The following is a 19,970-nucleotide window of genomic DNA, read 5'->3' on the forward strand; positions in this document are numbered from 1 at the left end:
ATTATTATAGTAATTAATTACAAATTGTGGTACTCTTATTTAATTCTCTAAAGTGTTTCCATGCCTTAAAAGCGTCATCTTTATCCAAAGCTTTAAGAACTTCGTCTGAAGCATCTTTAAAATCATCTAAAAACTTAATCTGAGTTGGTTTATCTAGTTTATCAAAGCTGTTTTTAAGATTGTTTAAATTCAACTCTTTAAACTTACCAGAAAGTTCAGATACATATACCTTACTTTTAACTTCGTCGAGTAAATCTTGTATCTTTCTTTGATTCAAGTCACTTAAATTCGGGCTCTCTGTATAAATTTTCTTTTCTGTTTCATTAATTAGTTTCTTAATCTTAAAACTCATCTCACCCCATTCTGCCAATGATACAGCAAATTGAATCTGTTGGATTTTTATTTTAACTTCATCACTAATTGCACTTTCATTTAATAATCCTAAAACGATATCTGTACCTCCTGAAATTGTTCCTCCTGTTGCTATTGCCTTAGTTATTGCTGTTCCTGCTTTAAAAACCTTATAAACTCCCCCAATACCAAATGCAAACGACACAACATCTACACCTACATTTGCCGATTTGTCTAATACTATATCCCAATTGCTTTTGCTCATAGCATATACTTGTACTGCAGGTATATAAAATATTGTTCCTTTCTTATACGTTTTATTAAAAAACTTGAAGTCGTCATAGGCTATAGCATATAACATTCTATTGTACTCATAATCTAGTTGATTAATCTTAAAAGTTGTTTTATTTATTGGTTCAGCTGAAACATTTTGTAATTGACAAATATTTGCCTCCAACTTAATAACTTTATTATTATCACTTAATTCTTCAACAGATTTTATATTATCAAATTCAGCTAGCTCGTTCTCTGGACTACCATGCTCAACAGCTCTAGACTGTATTATATATTCACTTATCCAAAGAAGAAACTCAGTTAATCTTTCATTATGTAGATTTTTGCTTATGTTATCAAAACCAATTTTTTCAAACGCATTAATTACTCCTCTTCTTCTGTAATCAAAAGATCTGCTTACTTTTGATAATGCATTATCAAAATCACCTTTATAAACAGGATCTACATTATCTTCAAATTTTGGTTCTAATAGAATTCTCTCAAATACATATAATCGAACACTTTCATTTACATCCTTGAGGCTTTTCTTATTCTCAAAACGATTAATGTGTTTCAAGATTTTCTCAAAGTCTTTATCAATTTTATCTTTTTGTAACTTATAATTAGAATAATACTTATCCCAAAAATATTTAGTTTCGTTTTCAAACTTTGGTAAAAAGTTAATATACTCTTCTTTAAACTTCTCTAAAAAGTATTTAAAACTTTCCTTATCACTAAGGTTTTTATCTACTATAGAAGCGTTACTCTGATTTGGATATTCATTTGTTAAAATTTTTCGCCAATAAAAAACATCCTCGGCTAATTCTAATACAATTTTTGAAGCACCACCACCTAAGTACAATCTAAACTCATTATTATTAGGGACTAACCAAGAAAGAGAGTTAAGTTGATCGTATCCAGAAGCTCCAGTTTCTCCTCTAGGAACACTTTTCTCTACCTGAGTAAAAGCAGCAAAAGCTTCTCTATTTTGGTTTCTTAAAACTGTTATATCAAGTAGTAATTCATGTTCCTTTAAATTTTCACATTCTTTAAGCATTTTTACAAAAAGAGTTGCTATAGAAAAACTTTCATCTGAACCAAACTCTTTTATCTTTAAATAAGAAAATGTTTCACTTAAAAACTTGGTTTCTTTTTCTTCTATATCATCAAACCTAATATTTATAAATAAGTTTATTACTTCCCATATTAGTTCATCATCTTCTGTAAACGATAGTAATTGAGAAATTTCATTTAAAAATCTAGAAAAATTATTTTCATTCCCGCTCCATAAATAAATTCCTTCTTCATCACTTATACCATTAAATAATTTCTTGGTTAGGTCTTTATCTGTTATTAATAGTTCTAAGATTCTCTTTGAATACAACTTACTATCTTGAGAGTAATTCGCTAATAAATCTAGAATTAAATCTTCATAATATTCATCTAAAACCCAAGCACTATCTACTATTTTAGATATTAATGAATACTTCTCTTCAATAGAGAAGTATCTAGCTCCACAATTTGCTATTTGTTTAATCGCAACAATATCTTCATCGGTAAGTTCAGTTTTCCCTTCAAGCCTAGTAAGAACTTCTTTATAATCTTCTTTAATTAAACTCTTATCTTCAGGAAATAAATAACTCTGAAGCTTTTCAAGATTTTCTTCTGTTTTACTTAATTCATTATACCATTTTGAAGAAATTTCTACACCTCCATAACTTAAGGTATATAATTTGTATGTATACTCTTTACTTCCTCCTCCTGAAGCTTTCTCCTCTATCTTTAGTGCTGTTTTTCCAAGTGCTGTTTTATTCTTTGTTAAAGTCACCTTTATTTCTCCATAATTTGAATCATCACTTAAAAAACTCCCTTCTTTATTAAAGAAATCTGGTTCTAATTCTATTTTTCCATTACCAAATTCACACCTAATCTTTTGAAAAACTTTCGATAGGTACTCATCATCTTTATACGCCCCATCTTCATCTTCTTGGAACCAATACAATTGCACACCTGGAGCATGCATTTTTTTCCAATCTAAATGGTTTAGAACAGTACCACTACCATAATCCATTAAGAAGTTAGTAGCACCTTGCCCGAATTGGTACTCATCCCAAGTATGTTCTAATCCAAAAATTCCGTGTCCTAATTCGTGTGCTAAAGTTCTAGATTGTTTTGTTACTGTGGTTGCATTTTGAGTAAATACAAAACCGAACTGTCTTTTCAATGGCATAAAACCAGAAACATTGGTACTAGTTATAGATATATTCGTAACAAAAACATAATATGTTTTATCTGTATAATACTCTTGTTGCTTAACATAGTTATTAAACATCAGCTGTTCATCCGTGTAATGTGATAGTATAGAACTGTCTCCTACCTTTAATCTTTTGTTTCCGTCTTTATCCCAACCATATATCTCATCTGGCAAAATACTTTGCCCTGTTTGAATATTTAATCGAACACCTGCTTTACTATATATTTTTGCTGTATTTTCTTTTAAAGCATCGTTAATTACAACACCGTCTCCTACTGGTATTAAGGTTACATTTATAGCTTCTAATTCTTTAGATGCTAAGTGTGTTGTTATTAAACTACCCGCTATATCATATTTTTCATTATCCTCTTTAGACTTTACAACCGCAAAAATTTCCTCATCTGCATAATCAAACTTTCTTTTTAGTTTTAATGTTACTTCTGTACTATTATTATTCCAGTTAGCTTCTACTTTTGCTCCGTCTTTTGTTTTAAAAATGATATCTTCTTTTGAAATACTAGCATCGTTGATAGCAACCTTAGCTGTAATAAAATCTTCTCCTTCTATATCTGATACTGCTTTATATGGTACTTTATACTTTGTACCATTTGCCTCTAAGATTTTGTATTCTTTTTCAAAAGTTGTAGAAGTGTTTTCTGGTAATGCATCGAAGTAATAATCTCCAGATTCTTGAAAAACAACTGTAACTCCTGTTGCTGTTATTGAATTAACATTACCTTCATTATCTATACCATTTGTTGTATTCTCAGCAACAGCACCTCCTTCTGCTCCTTCTTCTTTTGTAATAGTTCCATCTTCTCCTACCGACCATACATCTCCATTAGCACTTTTTATACTTATATCATCATCACCTGGTATAATCGCTTCTTCTCCATTTGTTCCTGTAACGACGATTGCCCCGTTTGCATCTATTTTTACTTCATCTATTACAAAATCAACTTCTACTAAACCGTCCTTAATTCCATCATCTCCATTAATTCCATCAGAAATATCCACATCTACATCCACATCAGCTGATGCCCCCTTTCCAAATTCTGGATCGTATAATGTTACTATTTCTCCCTCTGCTAATTGATTAGCTGTATTTATTAAAATATTTGAAAAAGTTACACCAAACCTAGCAAACTTTAAGTACGGAATAGCCACATAACCTTTTCCTGAAATCCTTCCGTTTGATTGGCTTTGAATCTCTGTTATAATTACTTTAAAATCTCCAGCAGTAATTTCATCACCTATAGTTAATCCAGCGTGTGGATTTCTATTAGAAATGGCTATTTCATCGGGAACTATACCACAATTATAATTAGCATCTTCATTTTGTATCAAGTCTGTAGTTACATATTGTAATTCTGAATAATCACTAAACTGATAACTACATTTTCCTTTTATTTTATATTCATAAGTAGTTCCTGGTTTTAAGTTCCATATAGTTGCCCAACTACTGTTAGTTCTTTTAGTAAACCAATTGGCATTTGCCTTTCCATTTTCTCTATATGCTATAATATATTCTGAATAAACTGTTGGATCTTGTTCCCAAAAAACATTAATTTTTGAAGTTCCTTTAGCTTCTGCTGATATCCCTTGTGGTACTTGGCACGGTGCTGTTCTTGAAAACCAAAAAACCTCACTGTATCCTTGGTTTTTGAACAATCCTATTTCTTCTAAGCCTTGTAAAGCTTTAGCTTTTACTCTCCAAGCATATTTTCTCCCAGGTAATAATAAAGGCTTGTCTGGCCCATAAATTAAGGTTGTTCTTCTAGTTGTTTCCTCATAAATAGGGATTTGTGATAAAAATGCTGTTTGAGGGTTTACTGAATTATCCCAAACTTCAACAATACTAAACTCATACTCTACATTGCTAACATTGATGTGACGAGGTGTCCATTGAAAAATAATGTTTTCAAAATCTGTGGGTTCAATATTACTTCCTGTTAATGGAATGTTTAGTATTGGTGGTTCATTTTTAAATATAAATACAGTAGCACATTTTTTTGCTGATAATTTTGCTCCTGATATGTAATCATATACCTCAAAACAAAAATTATAACTTCCTTCTGGTATTGTTTGTCCATAAACAGAAGAACTTATTCCTTGTATATTTTCAAGCCTATAATATGGTGCTAACTCTGTATTTCTTAATGTTAAAGGTATTCCTCCTTCTAAAAACAAGTCTTGTGCTCCAACTACAAAATCCTTACTTGAAAAACGTATGTTACCTCCTTCAAAATACGTTTTTAGTCTTATTTGACGACTTGGTATAGTTAAATCGTTTAAAAAAATTTGTACTGTTAAAGGGCTATTTAAACTAGCATCATCTGCATAATTATAAAAATTAACTGGTGCTGGTGCTTTTACTCTTGGAATAATACTGACTGGAAACTGTTGAGCAAAAATGCTATTAAAAAAAACTAATAAAAATGTAGCAAAGAGTAGCTTTCTTTTCATACAATAGGGTAAAGGGGTTAGTCCATATATTTTAATTCATATTGACTTTCATCAATATGTTTTTCTGATTCTTTCGCTAAAAACTCTATTACGAGTCCTTGCAAATATAATTTTATTTTCTTTCTTTTCTCATTCATTTTAAACATCTTATAAACTTTAGATGCATTCAGCTCTCTAAATTTTTCAAACACATCTGAGTCTTCTTCAACCTTCTTTACAGTTTCATATTCTTCTATCTTTGAAACAATCCACCTATGTACAAGTAATTTTTTAAGAGACCTCTTATACACTTTATTCATTCTACTAAATTCAGTTTGTAGTTCTCTAGAGTACTTTATTCTTTCTTCTGGTGTCTTACTCCATAAAGTATGTTTTCTTATTTCTTTTTTATTTTTCAAGTAATCTTGTTCTGTTGGATAATCTAAATACACAGCACTTTTATAAACACCTATTAAAGCTTGATATATTAGCTCATTATAATCTTTTAAATATTCTTTAGACTTATATATATCATCAAGTAATTGAATTGCTTTTATTTTATATACTCTTTTACTTTTTTCCTTTGCTATTAGTACTCTCTCATCTTGCAATTTCTGATTTATCTGTTTTGGTATGCTCTTAAAATTTTCTGAATCTAATAGTTTTTTTATTTTAGAACTTATTTCAGGAATTGTTCCTTCATATAAAGAGTCTTTGTAAATAAATCTAATAGGCTTTTTAACCTTCTTTACTTTTTTCTCTTTTTTTGTCTTTGGTTTTCTTTTAAACTTGATATTTTTAGAGTTAAAAATTCCAAAATTATATGTGTATCCAAATGTTACGGTAATACTATTATTCGAAATATTGGTTGAGCTTCTTAATTGAAAAAGTCCATTTAAATTAAAATTATGCCTTTTATGGTATACATACCTCGCTCCTGTTCTTAAATTAGTTACCTGACCTTCTCTATCTCCATTAATAATGCTTTCGTTATAACTTAACGAGCCATTTAACTTTAGTTTTTTTTCTAAAAACCCCTTAGTTGCAGAAATTGTAGGTCCAAAAATTAGGTTATCATCTGTTATTCCCAGCTCACTATAACTAGCATTGATAGCTCCTGAAATCGTTAAATCTGAATCAGGGTATCCAATGATATATGCTCCTGTAAAATTATAAAACGAAGATGCGTCTTCTTCTCTAACTTCATCGCCTATTTTGTTTACAGCATCTTGAAAAGACAAACTAAGGTTTAAATTTTGTCTAGTACTTGGAGTTTCTTCTAAAATATAATTTACATTCACATTTGCATTTTGTGAAATCTGACTTATATTATCTTTATCTAATTCCTCTTCTATTTGAGATACACCATTAATAAAATCAAATTGATTTTTAATGTTAGTATAAGACTGAAAATTAGAGTAACCTGCACTAATGTTTAATTTCTCACTTGCGTTATACCCTAAATTTAAAGAGCTAACCAACCTACTTAACTGAGTGGCTTTTGTATTATCAATATCATCGTTTTGTAAGCCTGCATTTAAGTTTATAGATAGTTTATCTTTAAAAATAGTTTGAGATGCATTAACGGTTAAGTTCTCTAAATCATTGTTAAAAAAATATCCTCCTAAAGTTCTATAATTAGGATCAATTAATTCATATCCTAATCCTATTGCTCCTCTTCCTACCTTGTAAACAAAGTTTAAATTATATGCTTTATAATATTGGGTTGTTGGATTACTTGATAATAAAAATGAAGCAAAATGGTCACTTTTCCCTTCAACTCTTGTATCTTCTGTTAATGCTGATAAAGCTACTTCTCCCTTAAGTTTTAAATCTTTAAAAAAATCTAATTCTGTATTAAAACTTACTACTGTATTGTCTTTAGGTAATATTTCCCTTTCAATTGGAATTGGATTTCTTAAAGACTCTATATCATCTTTTGCTCTAAAAAATATAACTCCTGCTGTTAACTTATCAAACTTATAAGAAGCTTTAATACCATAACCTATTCGCTTGTAATTTGCCTCTCCATTTAAATTATCCTCGTTAAACTCTCGTTCTTTTAACAACCTACCATACATTAAACTTATTTTTAACTTATCTTTAGGAGACAAATCAAAACCAACCCCTGTAAATTGATGTCCATTTAATGTATAAGGCGAAAAGCTCATATTTACATCTCCAATATGTGCGGTAACCCACTTATAACTTGGATGAAGACTCAACCTATTAAAAGTGAACGGCGTATTTGTTTGAAATTTACTATTTGAATATGAAAAAGAAACTGGGATATTATAAATATCACTGATATTTACGTTTACATTTCCAGACAAAAAATAGGTAAAAGGCTCTCTATTAGAATTTCCGTCATAATACACTGTATTTACTCCAACGCCTCCCGTTAACTTAAACAACGGGGACTTCCCTATCTTATCTAAATTTTGACTAAAGATAAAAAGGGGACATAACAAAAAAAGTAGTAGTGTATTTTTCTTACTATTCAAAAAACAATTTTAATTTGATAGCAAAAAAAAGATTTTTTAATTCAAAAAACAATTTTACTTCTTACTTTTTAAAATATAATTAAAAAAGCTGTTAATATTTAAATTAACAGCTTTTGTCTTTACCTTAATTAAGGTAATAATAACTTTATATTTTATCGTCTACTATAGTTTGGTGCTTCTTTAGTAATAGCAACATCGTGTGGGTGACTTTCGTTAATTCCACTTGCAGTAATACGGATAAATTTTCCTGTATTTTTTAGTGTTTCAATATCTTTTGCACCACAGTATCCCATTCCTGCACGTAATCCACCTACAAACTGATGAATGCTTTCTTGTAATTCACCTTTATAAGCAACACGACCTACAATTCCTTCTGGAACTAACTTTTTAATATCGTCTTCTACATCTTGGAAATAACGATCTTTTGAACCTTGTTTCATTGCTTCAACAGACCCCATTCCACGGTACGATTTGAATTTTCTTCCTTCGTAAATAATAGTTTCTCCTGGTGATTCTTTAGTTCCTGCTAATAAAGATCCTAACATCACACAATCTGCTCCTGCAGCAACCGCTTTTGGAATATCTCCTGTATAACGAATACCTCCATCAGCAATTACAGGAACTCCAGTTCCTTTGATAGCAGCTGCTACTTCTAATACTGCTGAAAATTGTGGAAATCCTACACCAGCAACTACACGTGTTGTACAAATAGACCCAGGTCCTATTCCTACTTTTACTGCGTCAGCTCCTGCTTCTACTAAATATTTAGCTGCTTCAGGAGTTGCTATGTTTCCTACAACTACATCTAATTCAGGAAACTTTGCTTTTACTTCTTTTAATACAGAAACTACTCCTTTGGTATGTCCGTGAGCCGTATCAATAATCACAGCATCTACTCCTGCTTTAACCAATGCTTCTGCTCTATCAACTGCATCCTGTGTTACTCCTAATGCCGCAGCTACTCGTAAACGTCCATAAGTATCTTTATTGGCTGTTGGTTTCTGTGTAAGTTTTGTTATATCTCTAAAGGTAATTAACCCCACAAGCTTATCATCGTCATTAACAACTGGTAACTTTTCAATCTTATTTTCTTGTAAAATAACTTCAGCATCTTTTAAAGAAGTTCCTTCTGCAACTGTTACTAAGTTTTCAGAGGTCATAACTTCAACTATAGGACGCTCGTTATTTTTTTCGAAACGTAAGTCACGATTAGTTACAATTCCTACTAATTTCCCTGCTTCATCAACAATTGGAATACCTCCAATTTTATGCTCACGCATTGCTTGTTTTGCATCTAAAACGATTGCACTTAACGATAAGGTAATCGGGTCGATTATCATTCCGCTTTCTGCACGCTTTACCTTACGAACTTCTTGAGCTTGTTGCTCAATTGTCATGTTTTTATGTAACACTCCTATTCCTCCTTCTCTTGCAATAGCAATTGCCATAGCAGACTCAGTTACCGTATCCATTGCTGCAGATACAATAGGAACATTGATTGTTATATTTCTTGTAAATTTTGTTTGAATTGAAACTTCTCTTGGAAGTACTTCTGAATAAGCTGGAACTAATAAAACGTCATCATACGTTAATCCTTCGCCTAGTATTTTAGATTGATGAGCTTGCATATGCAATCAATTTAGTGTGTTGTTAATTAATTGCATGCAAATATACTACAAATAATGCAAAAACAACCTTTAAATTTAAGTTAAGAAAATCATTTTTTAAATGTTTATTTTTTTAGTAGCATTTTATTTAAACCTTTTTTCTATTACGTTAATAATCAAGTTTTATACGTTGAGGGTTTTTCTTCTATTTTCTTTTTCACCTTTTTTTTAAATTTATATTGCTTTTGCATATATTAGAACTCATAAAACAAAGCAATGGAAAATAACACCCTTCAAAAAGACAGTAAAAAAATTGTTAGCACTAATAGTAATGGTGTTTACCCTAAAGTATCTATAGAATTAATTACTGAGATTAACAACATGCTATCATACGCTATTTATAATGGTATTGTTATTAATACTGAAGTGAACTCTTTAATTGAAAGTAAGAACCTGAACGATTTGATAAATGCTCATAATATTCTTGTTAAAAATATTGCTCCTGCAACACCAAAATCGATAGAATACACGAAAGCACTTCGTGATGAAGGTCAAAATAAGTCTATTTTCAGTAAGCTTCCTATAGTTAGGAATCTTATTTTCTTAGCGCTTTTCTTTTTGGTTTTATTCATTGTTACTGCACTTTCTCCTGATGTAAATAATAACTCATTAGATAAAGGCTTAATGAACAACTCTGGATTGCCACTCCTTTTAAACCTCTCTTATTTAGCATCTGTTGCTGGTTTGGGGGTTATTTTTTATTTATTGAAAAGAGTTAGCGATTCTATTAGAGAATCTACCATGGTTTCAGAAGAATCTATTTCTTATTTAGCCCAAATAGTACTTGGTATTATTGCCGGACTTATTATGTCTGAAATTATTTCATTTTACACCAAAAGTCCTGAAGACATTAACTTGTTTAACAAAGGAGTTTTAGCTCTTATTGGAGGTTTTTCTTCAGAAGCCATTTTTAGTATCCTGCAGGGTATTATAGATAGAGTTAAGTCCATTTTTATCATACCAAAAACCAATACAAATTAACTATACTTAAAAACAAAGAGGTTGTTACGTTAAGTGATTATTTATAATAGAGCTTACAGCATACTAACCGAACTTAGCTCAATACTGTAGCAACCTCTTTTTAATTATAAACTAACTACACTTATGAAATACTTTTATGTATCTGTTTTTTCTTTTTTTCTTTTTTCTTGTGCCAGTATTCCAAGTTCTACTGTAACATTAACGAAAGAGGTTATTAAAGAAGCAGATAATATGCATCAGCTAAATGTTTCTTTAGTCAACAGACTTTTTGATGAACGAAAAGAAAAAATAAATTTATTTATTGAGAATAAATACACCCCTACACTACTAAAAAAGTTTCAGGGTTTATTACCTGATTCTTTAGATTACAAAAAGGAATTGCCTAATATTCTAAATAGTATTGTTCCTATTATTAATCGTAAAAAAGACTCTCTTCAAAGTGTATTGGATTTACAAAGGCAAGATATTTTAAACCAACTAAATTCTAATTATAGCGATTATAGTAAAGCTACTACTTCACTTCAAAACTTAATCAATTCTGTTGTAAAAGTAAAAACTACAGAAAGTGATGCTTTATCAGCTATAGATCAACTTACAGGTGACAGAATTAACATAAAAAAGGTTGAAAACACCATTAATCAGAGTATTGATAAAACTGGGAATACTCTAAATAAATTGATAAATATTGAAAAAGTAATTACTGAAAAATAACAATTATGAATTCTATAGATTGGAACAATATAGCTAAAGAAGCTGCTTCACAAACTGATGCTGAATTTAACAAACAATTAGCTAGTTTAACTAACTTAAAACTTAGTGAAGTGGATACTTTTATTAAGGAAAGTAAAATCACCAATGCTAACGCCATAAAAACACTTAAACTTATTGATGATGCTACTATTAGTAATAACGAAAAAGCCAAAGCTATTTCTAATATCGAAAATGGCTTTGGCTTTGTTATAAGTTTAGTTTCTAAAATTGTATAACTATCTAAAAATTGTATTGTCTTTTATAAATGCTGTTTTATAACGCTCACTAAAGAGAATTTTCTCTTCATTGTCTAATACTATAAGGTTATCTTCAAAGTAAATTTCTTTGATTTTCTTAACGTTTACCAAGTAATTTCTATGCACTTGTCTAAAATCTGGATTAGACAGCATGTCTTTTAGCTTGGTTAACGATAACTTTATTAGGTAGTTTCCTGAGTCGCAGATTATACTACAGTATTTTTCTTTTACTTCTACATAATTAATAGCAGCTACATCAACTTTTACTACGCTTCTTTTTTTCTTTATGAATAAAAAAGCTGGACTTATTACACCATTGTCTGATGCTAAACTAATACTGTTGTTTTGCTGATAACACGACTCAATTGCCAATTCTAAAGAGAATAACAATTCTAGTTTGTTATATGGCTTTAAAAGATATACTAACGGATTGGTTAGTTTTGCTTCATCAAAAATTTCTCTTCCTTGCATACTTGTTAAGAATAAAAAAGGCACATTAATTCCTTCTTTATTCAAACGGTGTGCTAACGAAATCCCGTCTGGTCTTCCGTTTATCATGATGTCTAAAATAATAACATCAAAAAAGCGATTTCTGATTAGCTTTTCTGCTTCTACCGCATTTTTTGCTAATGATACTTCGTAATCATTATCTTCTAAAAAAGAAGAAAGTTCTAAAGCTTCTTCTTCTGAATCTTCTAGCAATAGTAATTGTAGTCTTTTCATAATTTATGCGCTTGCGTTGGGTAACAAAATTCGTATAGTTGTCCCCACTTCCAACTCACTATCTATGAGTAATTTTCCATTATTCTTTTTAATAAGTGTTTGACATAGTAACATACCTAGCCCTACGCCCTCAGATCTGTTAATTTTGTCAATACTTAAATCTTCTAATCCTTTAATTTTTGCTAGTTTTTCTTCTGAAATTCCAAAACCTGTGTCTTTAATTTCAATTGTACTAAATTCTTCAGAGTCGTTATAGGTTTTTACTTCAATTTTACCGTTTTCTCCTGTGTATTTTAGTGCATTATCTAACAAATTTCTCAATACTATTTTTAAGGATTCCTTATCTGCTTTTACCAAAATAGTAGCTTCTAACTTTGTCGTTAGTGCAATGTTTTTAGCTTCTGCAATTTCTTCAAAGTTGTAAACAGCCTGTTCTACCAATGGTTTTAAAGGATATTCTTCTGCCTTAAACGATAACTGATTATTTTGCTCTAACGACCAATGCAACACGTTATTTAATAAGTGACTTGTACTTTCTGTTAATGTAATAGCATTATTGGTAGTTTCACTTACCGCGTCGTATTCTTTGTTTTTTAACTGTCGTTTTAGCTTTTCGTGTTGTCGTTTAATCGTATTTATTGGTGAACGTAAATCGTGAGATACTACAGAAAATAAATAGTCTTTCGTTTTGTTAGCTACATTTAACTCCTCCTTTTGCTGAGTTATAAACCTATTTTTACTTTTTAACTCTCTATAAAAATAACCTAAAAACCCGAGAAAAACTAATAAACCTGAAGCTCCTATTACCAAACTCTTTTGCACCACTGCTTGACGCTTTAGCTGTTCTTCTTGTAAAACGATTTCTTGTTGCTTTTGAGCCACAGCTAATTGTTTGTCTTTTTCTGTAAGCTCCCAAATTTTATCACGGTTCCAAATAGAATCTTTCCAACGACCATATTCTATGTAATAGTCTACACTTTTTTGGTAATTTTTTCTATTCTTCTCCACAACCGCCATATTTCTAGCAGAATTCTGTTTAAGCTCTAAATCAGAATAAGACTTTGCTAACTCATATGCCTCTTTAAACAATGGAATGGCTTCATCATCTAAATACTGATTGTAATATACATTTGCCAACTCCATTTTAGTCCTTATAACAGCAGCTGTATCTTTTTGTTCAATCAAAGAAAGTTCTTTCTCAAAGTATTCTTTAGCTTTAGAATACTGTTTTGTATGTATATAGCATAAACCAATATCATGAAAAGCTCCTTTCTTTAGCTTCAGTCCTGTACTCTCACTAGTTTTCTCCCATTTTTTAAAATAACGTATGGCCTCATCATAGTTCTTAAGATTCAAATATATCAGTCCTAATTTTGTCAACTTTAAATTGTTGAATTTATTATCTTCTGAAATATCCAAAAAATTTATTAATGCCTTTTTATACATCCTTTTCTTAATGGCACTGAATCCTTGTATATAATTTAACACATCTCTTTCTAAGCCTTTAGCTCTTACCAAAAGCCTACCACTATATATATATGAAGAATCTTTTTTTCTAATTTTATAAAAGGTTATAGCCTTTTTTAAGTCATTTTCTTTTGTATTACTCTGTAAAGAATCTAAAATTTCATAAAAACTATCTAAGTCAGATAAACCTTTAGTTTGGCTTAATACTATATTATTTGGAAATAATATAAAAGCTAAAATTATGTATAAATATCTCATCAATCTTAACCCTCTGGGTCACTTGGAGTAGTCACAGTTCCTCTGTCCGTCTCAGGATCATCATTTTCACTACGTACTAAAATCATATCTACAGAAGGAGTTCCTTCATCTAATTGATAGGCAAACTGTACATAATATAAATCGTATTGGCTAGCTACTTCATCGCAATTAAACTCTACTCTAAAGTCTCTACAACTTACAGTATCGTACCCACCATCTTTGTTTAAGATTTTAGTTGGTGTAACTCCATAGTAATTTAAATAAACTTCGTTTCCTTCTAATTGCAATCCACTTGTATTATCTACTGGGTTTAATGTATTGTCTGGTAAGTATGCTAAAACCGTTACGGTGTTAGGAGTTGCACTGTTTCCTGATTCATCTCTAGACATGTTTACTAAAGGACCTGTAGGTACATTTTCTGCACTAATATTTGTATCAAATTTTCTAAAGTACTTTAACTCTAATGTAACTCCATTAACGTTTACTGGGTTTCCCATCTTTTATAATTTTTTAATTTGGTTATTTGGCTAAAATTACAATTATAAAAAGAAAAGAAAAAATAGTTTGTTAATAATTTATAGCAGTTATAGAGAAAATTATCTTTAACAAAACTTCTCTTATTTCTACCGATTAAAAAAGGGAGAAACCGAAGCTTCTCCCTTTATTTTAAATTTTGATCTGTAATGTTACATACCAGTTTCTCGGAGCGGATGGTATAATACCTGGTCCAGGGTATCCTGTTGCTCTACGTGTAAAGTATTTTTCGTCTAACAAATTATTTACTCCTGCTTCTAACTTGAAAATTTTGTATTTGTAAGAAGCTGAGAAGTCTAGTACACCATAAGCAGGAATTTCTCCTACTACTCCACTTATTTTAGCTATACTAGAATTTGAATCTGCTATAACAGCATTCGATGCATCAGAAAATTGTTGTGTTAGGTAAGTATATTGTAAGCTTGATAATAAGTTTTTATATCCAAACTTAACACCAGTTTTAAAGTTAAATTCTGGCACAAATTCTACTTTATTACCTACAATTCCATTTGCTATTGAAGAGGTATACTCTGAGTTTGTATATGATGTATTTACGAAGTAATTAAAGTTATAATCACTATTTATATCTAACATCTTTTTTAGATTCAAATCAAAAAGACTCTCTATACCAAGAATCCTTGCATCTCCAATGTTGTCTCTTTCTGGTTTACCGTCTGGTCTTGTATAAATACCTATTCTGTCATTGTAAAAAAGTCCAAAAACACTTACATCATATGATGCTACTTTGTTAAAATCTCCTCTTACTCCTATATCGGCTGTAAACCCTTTTTCGTCTGTAATATCTTCTGCTATTGCAAAAGCAGGGTTTGCAGTACTGATATCTGCAAAGGTTACTGAACGATAGTTTTGTGAAACATTCCCGTAAAATTCTATTGAGGTATTAAGCTTATAACTAGTTCCTACTCCTAATAATAAAAAAGTACGTTCTTTTGTTTCTTCCTCGTCTCTTTCATTTCTATTGATAACATTCCCTGCTGCATCTGTGGTAATATCTGTTATGGATTCTTCTCTTTCGGTTTTTATATGTTCTAAACGAAAACCTGGAGTTATTGACCATTGATCATTTAAATAGAAAATATTTTCTCCAAACAATGCGATATTTAAATTAGGAAATGTACTGTTTGATTGTCTTGGATAGTTTGGATACTCTTCTGAATAAATTTTAAAGTCAGCATCTGATAATTCTGACCCTGGACCTTGTGCTGATGTATTATTTGCTTTGTAAAACTTACTTCCTATTAAAAAAGTAGCTTTTTTATTGAATAACTTATATTCTGATAATAACCTAGCTTCAAATCCGAAGTTATTAAAATCTCCCTTTATAACTTGTCTTTCTCTACCAGGATCTTCATCACTAACTCTATTAGTTCTATACCCTACGGCATCTCTAGAAGCATTTAAACCAAAGAAATTAAATGTGAAATTTGTTTTATCTGAAAAACGATGTGCTAACTTAAGATTGTACAAAAACCAATCTACTTGAAACCAATTACGTTCTCTATTACTCTGAAAAGGGTTTTCTACAAACATTGCATCAGTTAATCCACCTGCTTGTTGAGCTACATATTTCAAATATGTAATTTCTGCTTCTAGCTTTGTTCTGTCTGAGATCTCATATCCTAAATGTGCAAAGGCATTTTTTGAATCGAATTCTGAATTCGAACGGAAACCATCTCCTTGCTTGTAATTGTAATATCCGTAATAGCTAAATTTACCTTTGGTTCCTCCCACACTTGTAAAGTTGGTAAATAAATTATTACTTCCTAAAGTATTTCTTGTAATGATTTCTAATGGTTTGTTAGGGTTCGGTTTCTTCATTATAAAGTTTACTAGCCCTCCAAACTGAGTTCCATATTGTAACGAAGCTGCTCCTCTTACAATTTGAATTTCATTCAATGCTTCTGCCGGTGGTGTATAATAACTTTCTGGGTACCCTAACACATCTGCACTAATATCGTATCCGTTTTGACGTGTATTAAAATTAGAGGTTCTGTTTGGATCTAATCCTCTACCACCAATATTTAACTGTAAACCTGCATCATCATTCTGAAAAATATTTAATCCTGCTACTTGACTGTATAACTGACGTGCGTTATTAGAAGCTAATGCTGCTGTAGATTGATTTACTAAAACAACTTCGGTCTTTTTTCCGGCAAAAATAGCTGTTTCTTCTACATCTTTTAAGCGTTTTAACTCAAATACTTTTCTTCGTTGTGTTTTGATTTGTATTTCTGATAACTCCTCTGAAAAAGAGTTTAATTGAACGTTTAATACAACGTCTTTTACAACTGTAATTTTAAGCTCTTTTAATTGGTATTCTTCAACATAAAATAACAATTCTAATTGTTCTTTTTCTGTTGAAAATTGATAAAATCCTTTACTGTTAGTCTCTGCTAACAATCTACCCGTTTTATCATATACTTTTACATTTTGCAACTTCGTATGCATTTCAGAAGTTACCACTCCTGAAACTTTGTTTTGAGCAAAAGTTGAGGCAGTAAAGAATAATACACATATTAGCTTTACTATATTCTGAGCTAATTGTGTGTGTTTGAACATATGTTTATAGTCCATAAATTTTAATTTTATCAGTAAAAGGTAATATCCAATCTTTATGTTTAAAGCTTTCTTTTTGTTTATATAAATCTATGTTAGGGTTTATATATGGTTGACTTAATCGTCCGTTTAATGCTACAAAACTCTCCACGTAGACTTCTATATTTTTATGACCGTCTTTTTTAAAGTGATCTCCTAAATAATGGGCGTATTCTAAAATAAAATCAGGCTGAAAACTCATTTGCTTTTCTTGAAAAGAGGTTAAAAAATCAGTATTGTTTACATAAAAAAACTTCCCTGTTTCCCCTTCAACAATTTTAAAGTTTGCATAACCTGCTTTCTCCATTAACATAACTCGCCACGAAAAACGAAAACCTTCTTCTGTCCAGAATAATTCTCCTGGATACAATAAGTAACGCCATGGCAATAGAATTTGAAGTATAAAAAGAGTTCCTAAGATTGATAAGATGACTTTCTTTTTAAGTTTTGGATATGTATATTCTTTAACTTGTTGAACTGTTTCTGATGAAATTGAGAACACTCGTTTTATATATTGAATAATTTTCTCGTGCAAAGAAGCATCGAAAAAAATAAGTGTCGCAACAATCATTATAAAAGGAAACATGCCTATAGGAAATAAAACCCTAGTAAATACATGAAAAAACACAACCAATCCGAAAGCTAACAAACGTGTTCTTTTATACAATAATAAAAAGGGAATTGATAAATCATACAAAGCTCCACTCCAACTCATTGTGTAGTGAAACCATTCTTGTTGCATTAAATTATTCCCAATAAAAGGTAAATCGTATTTTGATGGTAACCATATTTTTAGTGGTTGTGCTCTAAATAACCAATCGGAATTTAATTTTGCTAAACCTGCATAAAAGTATACAATTCCTAAAAGCAATTTTACACTATCTATTGTCCATTTTGGCACATTTGTATATTCTCTTTTTCTTAGGTAAGCATCTAAAGAAAAGCGAGCATTTGCGGGTAAAAAGATTAGCAAAAAACTTAGTATGCTTATAAAGTAGTAATGGTTTAAATAGGTTGTTTTATCCATTAACTCTATATAGGTAAAGCTTAGAAAGAATGTTATAATAGCCAATCTATATTTAAATCCTAAAGCCACCAATGCTGCTGATAAACCACTAATTATAAATAGTAAATATGTATAATTTCCAATAGGTTTTACCCATTCAAAACCGTAATATGAAAAGTGAAATGTAGGTTGTAAATATAGTTTTTCTATCCAGCCATGATACCAAAATCGTAGGATACCAAAAAGCATCATAACCCCAAAAAAAACACGAAAAACAGCCAAAGGGGCTGCTTTCGTTTTTTTATTTAAAATTGATTTAGTATAGTTCCACACTGTATTAAGTTTTTCTTTTTTACCTGTTTAAATCAACAGAAGTAGGTTGCATAACCAAATCGCTTTTTACAAATTTTTTCACATACCTCCCATTTAGATGAATTACATAAATCTTACCTGTTTGTAAATATGATAAGTCTATCTCTTGATTAGGGTAAGTATTTATGTCTACAATTGGGCGATAAGTATTATTAATATCATATATTTTTAAATTACTTTCTAATTTTATTGGGTCTTCTAAAGAATTTAGAGAACTTTTAAGTTCATTATTAACTTCAGTAAATAATGGGACATCTATTACTTGCCCATTTCCTAAGTTTAAATATAAATATCTCCCTGATTTTCCATCATCCCACTTAAACTGTATAATGCTAATATTATCACTTTCTTTACTTTCTGTAATTTGTTTTTTGTAATCTACATGAACAAACATATAATAAACCTTATTTTCCTCTAATTTTAAGCTAGATATCCAATCAAAAATATATTCAGAGAATGTATGTGTTTTCTGAGAATTACCATAAATATCACCTACTAAAACATCATTTCCTCTAAACTGATAAGCTGGAATTGAAGTCGTATTAGGATATGCTGTAGAGCTTTTAGATACAAATAGTCTGTAAGTTACATTCTTAGCCACTCCTTTATCAATATTAGCTATAGTAAATTTAAAAGTGTGACTTTTACCCTTTTTCAATATTGGTATATTATTACTAGCTGCATTAGTATCATAAGTACTACCTCCTACAGTTAACACTAACCTTGTTGGTTTTAAATTTGGTAATTCATTATTATTTACTGTATCACAAACATCTCCTTTACCATCTCCATCTGTATCTTTCTGATCTGGATTATAAGTTGTAGGACAATTATCTTTTCCATCTAAAACTCCATCATTGTCATCATCATCATCACAACCATTTCCTTTTCCATCTCCATCCGTATCTATCATTTCATGAGTTGAAGCTATGCTTGGACAATTATCACAAACATCTCCTCTTCCATCTCCGTCTGTATCTTTCTGATCAGAGTTGTATGTTGTTGGACAATTATCTTTGTCATTAAGTATACCATCACCGTCTTCATCTACTAATTTTCTGTAGCTTCTCTCATAATAATATGTTCCATTAGTACTTAGCTGATCTCCTGAATGCATTTGATATACTCTATTAGAAGTCCCTCCTGGATATAAGCTAGCGTATTCACTTTTAACATAAATATAGAAAGTAAATCGTATTTTTTCAAACACGGGGTTAGAAGGAAAGTTTTCTTGCCCCCCTAAATACATACTTACATCAGAAAAGCTATTACTTATATTTAGATTATTATATGTAAGCTCAATATAACTAGTTGAACTATCAAAATTTTTTATAGTACTTGGATACATATTAACCCCAAAACCATTTAAAAGATTAGTTGGGTAAACATCACTAAACCACATCTTAAATCTAACTTTCTCTATATGACTTTTTGCTATAATGGGAATTCCATTATTATTTCCTTTACTGATAGGTGTTTCCATATAAATATGAGAATAGAACAAGTATTTTG

11 protein-coding genes and 1 pseudogene are annotated in these 19,970 nt (G+C 30.4%); 3 read left to right on the top strand and 9 right to left on the bottom strand.

What is annotated here, in order from left to right; translation table 11 throughout:
• Nucleotides 1–13: 13 nt before the first annotated feature.
• From VCM48_RS03840 to guaB, 3 genes are all read right to left on the bottom strand, one after another.
• The gene (locus VCM48_RS03840) at nucleotides 14–5,344 is read right to left on the bottom strand and encodes a fibronectin type III domain-containing protein (RefSeq protein ID WP_482271684.1); all 5,331 of its coding nucleotides are present in this window, start codon (nucleotides 5,342–5,344) and stop codon (nucleotides 14–16) included.
• Nucleotides 5,345–5,361: 17 nt separating this feature from the next.
• Nucleotides 5,362–7,737, bottom strand: a complete 2,376-nt coding sequence (locus tag VCM48_RS03845) for a TonB-dependent receptor (RefSeq protein ID WP_482271685.1) — start codon at nucleotides 7,735–7,737, stop codon at nucleotides 5,362–5,364.
• 242 nt (nucleotides 7,738–7,979) lie between these two features.
• The gene (gene guaB, locus VCM48_RS03850; RefSeq protein WP_482271686.1) at nucleotides 7,980–9,455 is read right to left on the bottom strand and encodes an IMP dehydrogenase; all 1,476 of its coding nucleotides are present in this window, start codon (nucleotides 9,453–9,455) and stop codon (nucleotides 7,980–7,982) included.
• Between the two features lie 255 nt (nucleotides 9,456–9,710).
• Here guaB and VCM48_RS03855 point away from each other — a divergent pair, with 255 nt between their 5' ends.
• The 3 genes from VCM48_RS03855 to VCM48_RS03865 all read left to right on the top strand — a co-directional run bounded on the left by VCM48_RS03855 (nucleotide 9,711) and on the right by VCM48_RS03865 (nucleotide 11,461).
• Nucleotides 9,711–10,475: a hypothetical protein gene (locus VCM48_RS03855; RefSeq protein ID WP_482271687.1), complete on the top strand. Its 765-nt coding sequence runs from the start codon at nucleotides 9,711–9,713 to the stop codon at nucleotides 10,473–10,475.
• 123 nt (nucleotides 10,476–10,598) lie between these two features.
• A complete protein-coding gene (locus VCM48_RS03860; RefSeq protein WP_482271688.1) occupies nucleotides 10,599–11,186 on the top strand; it encodes a hypothetical protein in 588 nt (195 codons plus the stop codon).
• A 5-nt stretch (nucleotides 11,187–11,191) separates the two neighbouring features.
• Complete coding sequence (locus tag VCM48_RS03865; protein WP_274641026.1) at nucleotides 11,192–11,461, top strand: hypothetical protein; 270 nt, start codon at nucleotides 11,192–11,194, stop codon at nucleotides 11,459–11,461.
• On the opposite strand, the gene VCM48_RS03870 is transcribed toward VCM48_RS03865, so the two are convergent.
• From VCM48_RS03870 to VCM48_RS03895, 6 genes and pseudogenes are all read right to left on the bottom strand, one after another.
• Entirely contained in the window at nucleotides 11,462–12,205 is a 744-nt protein-coding gene (locus tag VCM48_RS03870; RefSeq protein ID WP_482271689.1) for a LytR/AlgR family response regulator transcription factor, read from the bottom strand. It abuts the gene before it with no gap.
• A 3-nt stretch (nucleotides 12,206–12,208) separates the two neighbouring features.
• Nucleotides 12,209–13,930, bottom strand: a complete 1,722-nt coding sequence (locus VCM48_RS03875) for a tetratricopeptide repeat-containing sensor histidine kinase (RefSeq protein ID WP_482271690.1) — start codon at nucleotides 13,928–13,930, stop codon at nucleotides 12,209–12,211.
• 5 nt (nucleotides 13,931–13,935) lie between these two features.
• Nucleotides 13,936–14,427: a hypothetical protein gene (locus VCM48_RS03880; protein WP_482271691.1), complete on the bottom strand. Its 492-nt coding sequence runs from the start codon at nucleotides 14,425–14,427 to the stop codon at nucleotides 13,936–13,938.
• 169 nt (nucleotides 14,428–14,596) lie between these two features.
• Nucleotides 14,597–17,059 carry a TonB-dependent receptor family protein gene (locus VCM48_RS03885; RefSeq protein WP_482271692.1) on the bottom strand — a complete coding sequence of 821 codons (2,463 nt, stop codon included), beginning with the start codon at nucleotides 17,057–17,059 and terminating at the stop codon, nucleotides 14,597–14,599.
• Nucleotides 17,049–18,419, bottom strand: coding sequence for an HTTM domain-containing protein (locus VCM48_RS03890; protein ID WP_482271693.1), 1,371 nt, complete (start codon nucleotides 18,417–18,419; stop codon nucleotides 17,049–17,051). The genes VCM48_RS03885 and VCM48_RS03890 overlap by 11 nt, the downstream gene beginning before the upstream one ends.
• An 805-nt stretch (nucleotides 18,420–19,224) precedes the next feature.
• Nucleotides 19,225–19,506, bottom strand: a pseudogene (locus VCM48_RS03895) (thrombospondin type 3 repeat-containing protein); the annotation flags it as partial.
• Between the last annotated feature and the right edge of the window lie 464 nt (nucleotides 19,507–19,970).

The sequence above is a fragment of the Tenacibaculum sp. DPLXC6 genome (assembly GCF_056815515.1).

Excerpts from the sequence above, each read along its gene's own strand:
- VCM48_RS03840 (WP_482271684.1), bottom strand. The coding sequence starts at position 5,344 with ATGAAAAGAAAGCTACTCTTTGCTACATTTTTATTAGTTTTTTTTAAT.
- guaB (WP_482271686.1), bottom strand. The coding sequence starts at position 9,455 with ATGCAAGCTCATCAATCTAAAATACTAGGCGAAGGATTAACGTATGAT.
- VCM48_RS03855 (WP_482271687.1), top strand. The coding sequence starts at position 9,711 with ATGGAAAATAACACCCTTCAAAAAGACAGTAAAAAAATTGTTAGCACT.
- VCM48_RS03860 (WP_482271688.1), top strand. The coding sequence starts at position 10,599 with ATGAAATACTTTTATGTATCTGTTTTTTCTTTTTTTCTTTTTTCTTGT.
- VCM48_RS03865 (WP_274641026.1), top strand. The coding sequence starts at position 11,192 with ATGAATTCTATAGATTGGAACAATATAGCTAAAGAAGCTGCTTCACAA.
- VCM48_RS03870 (WP_482271689.1), bottom strand. The coding sequence starts at position 12,205 with ATGAAAAGACTACAATTACTATTGCTAGAAGATTCAGAAGAAGAAGCT.
- VCM48_RS03875 (WP_482271690.1), bottom strand. The coding sequence starts at position 13,930 with ATGAGATATTTATACATAATTTTAGCTTTTATATTATTTCCAAATAAT.
- VCM48_RS03880 (WP_482271691.1), bottom strand. The coding sequence starts at position 14,427 with ATGGGAAACCCAGTAAACGTTAATGGAGTTACATTAGAGTTAAAGTAC.
- VCM48_RS03885 (WP_482271692.1), bottom strand. The coding sequence starts at position 17,059 with ATGGACTATAAACATATGTTCAAACACACACAATTAGCTCAGAATATA.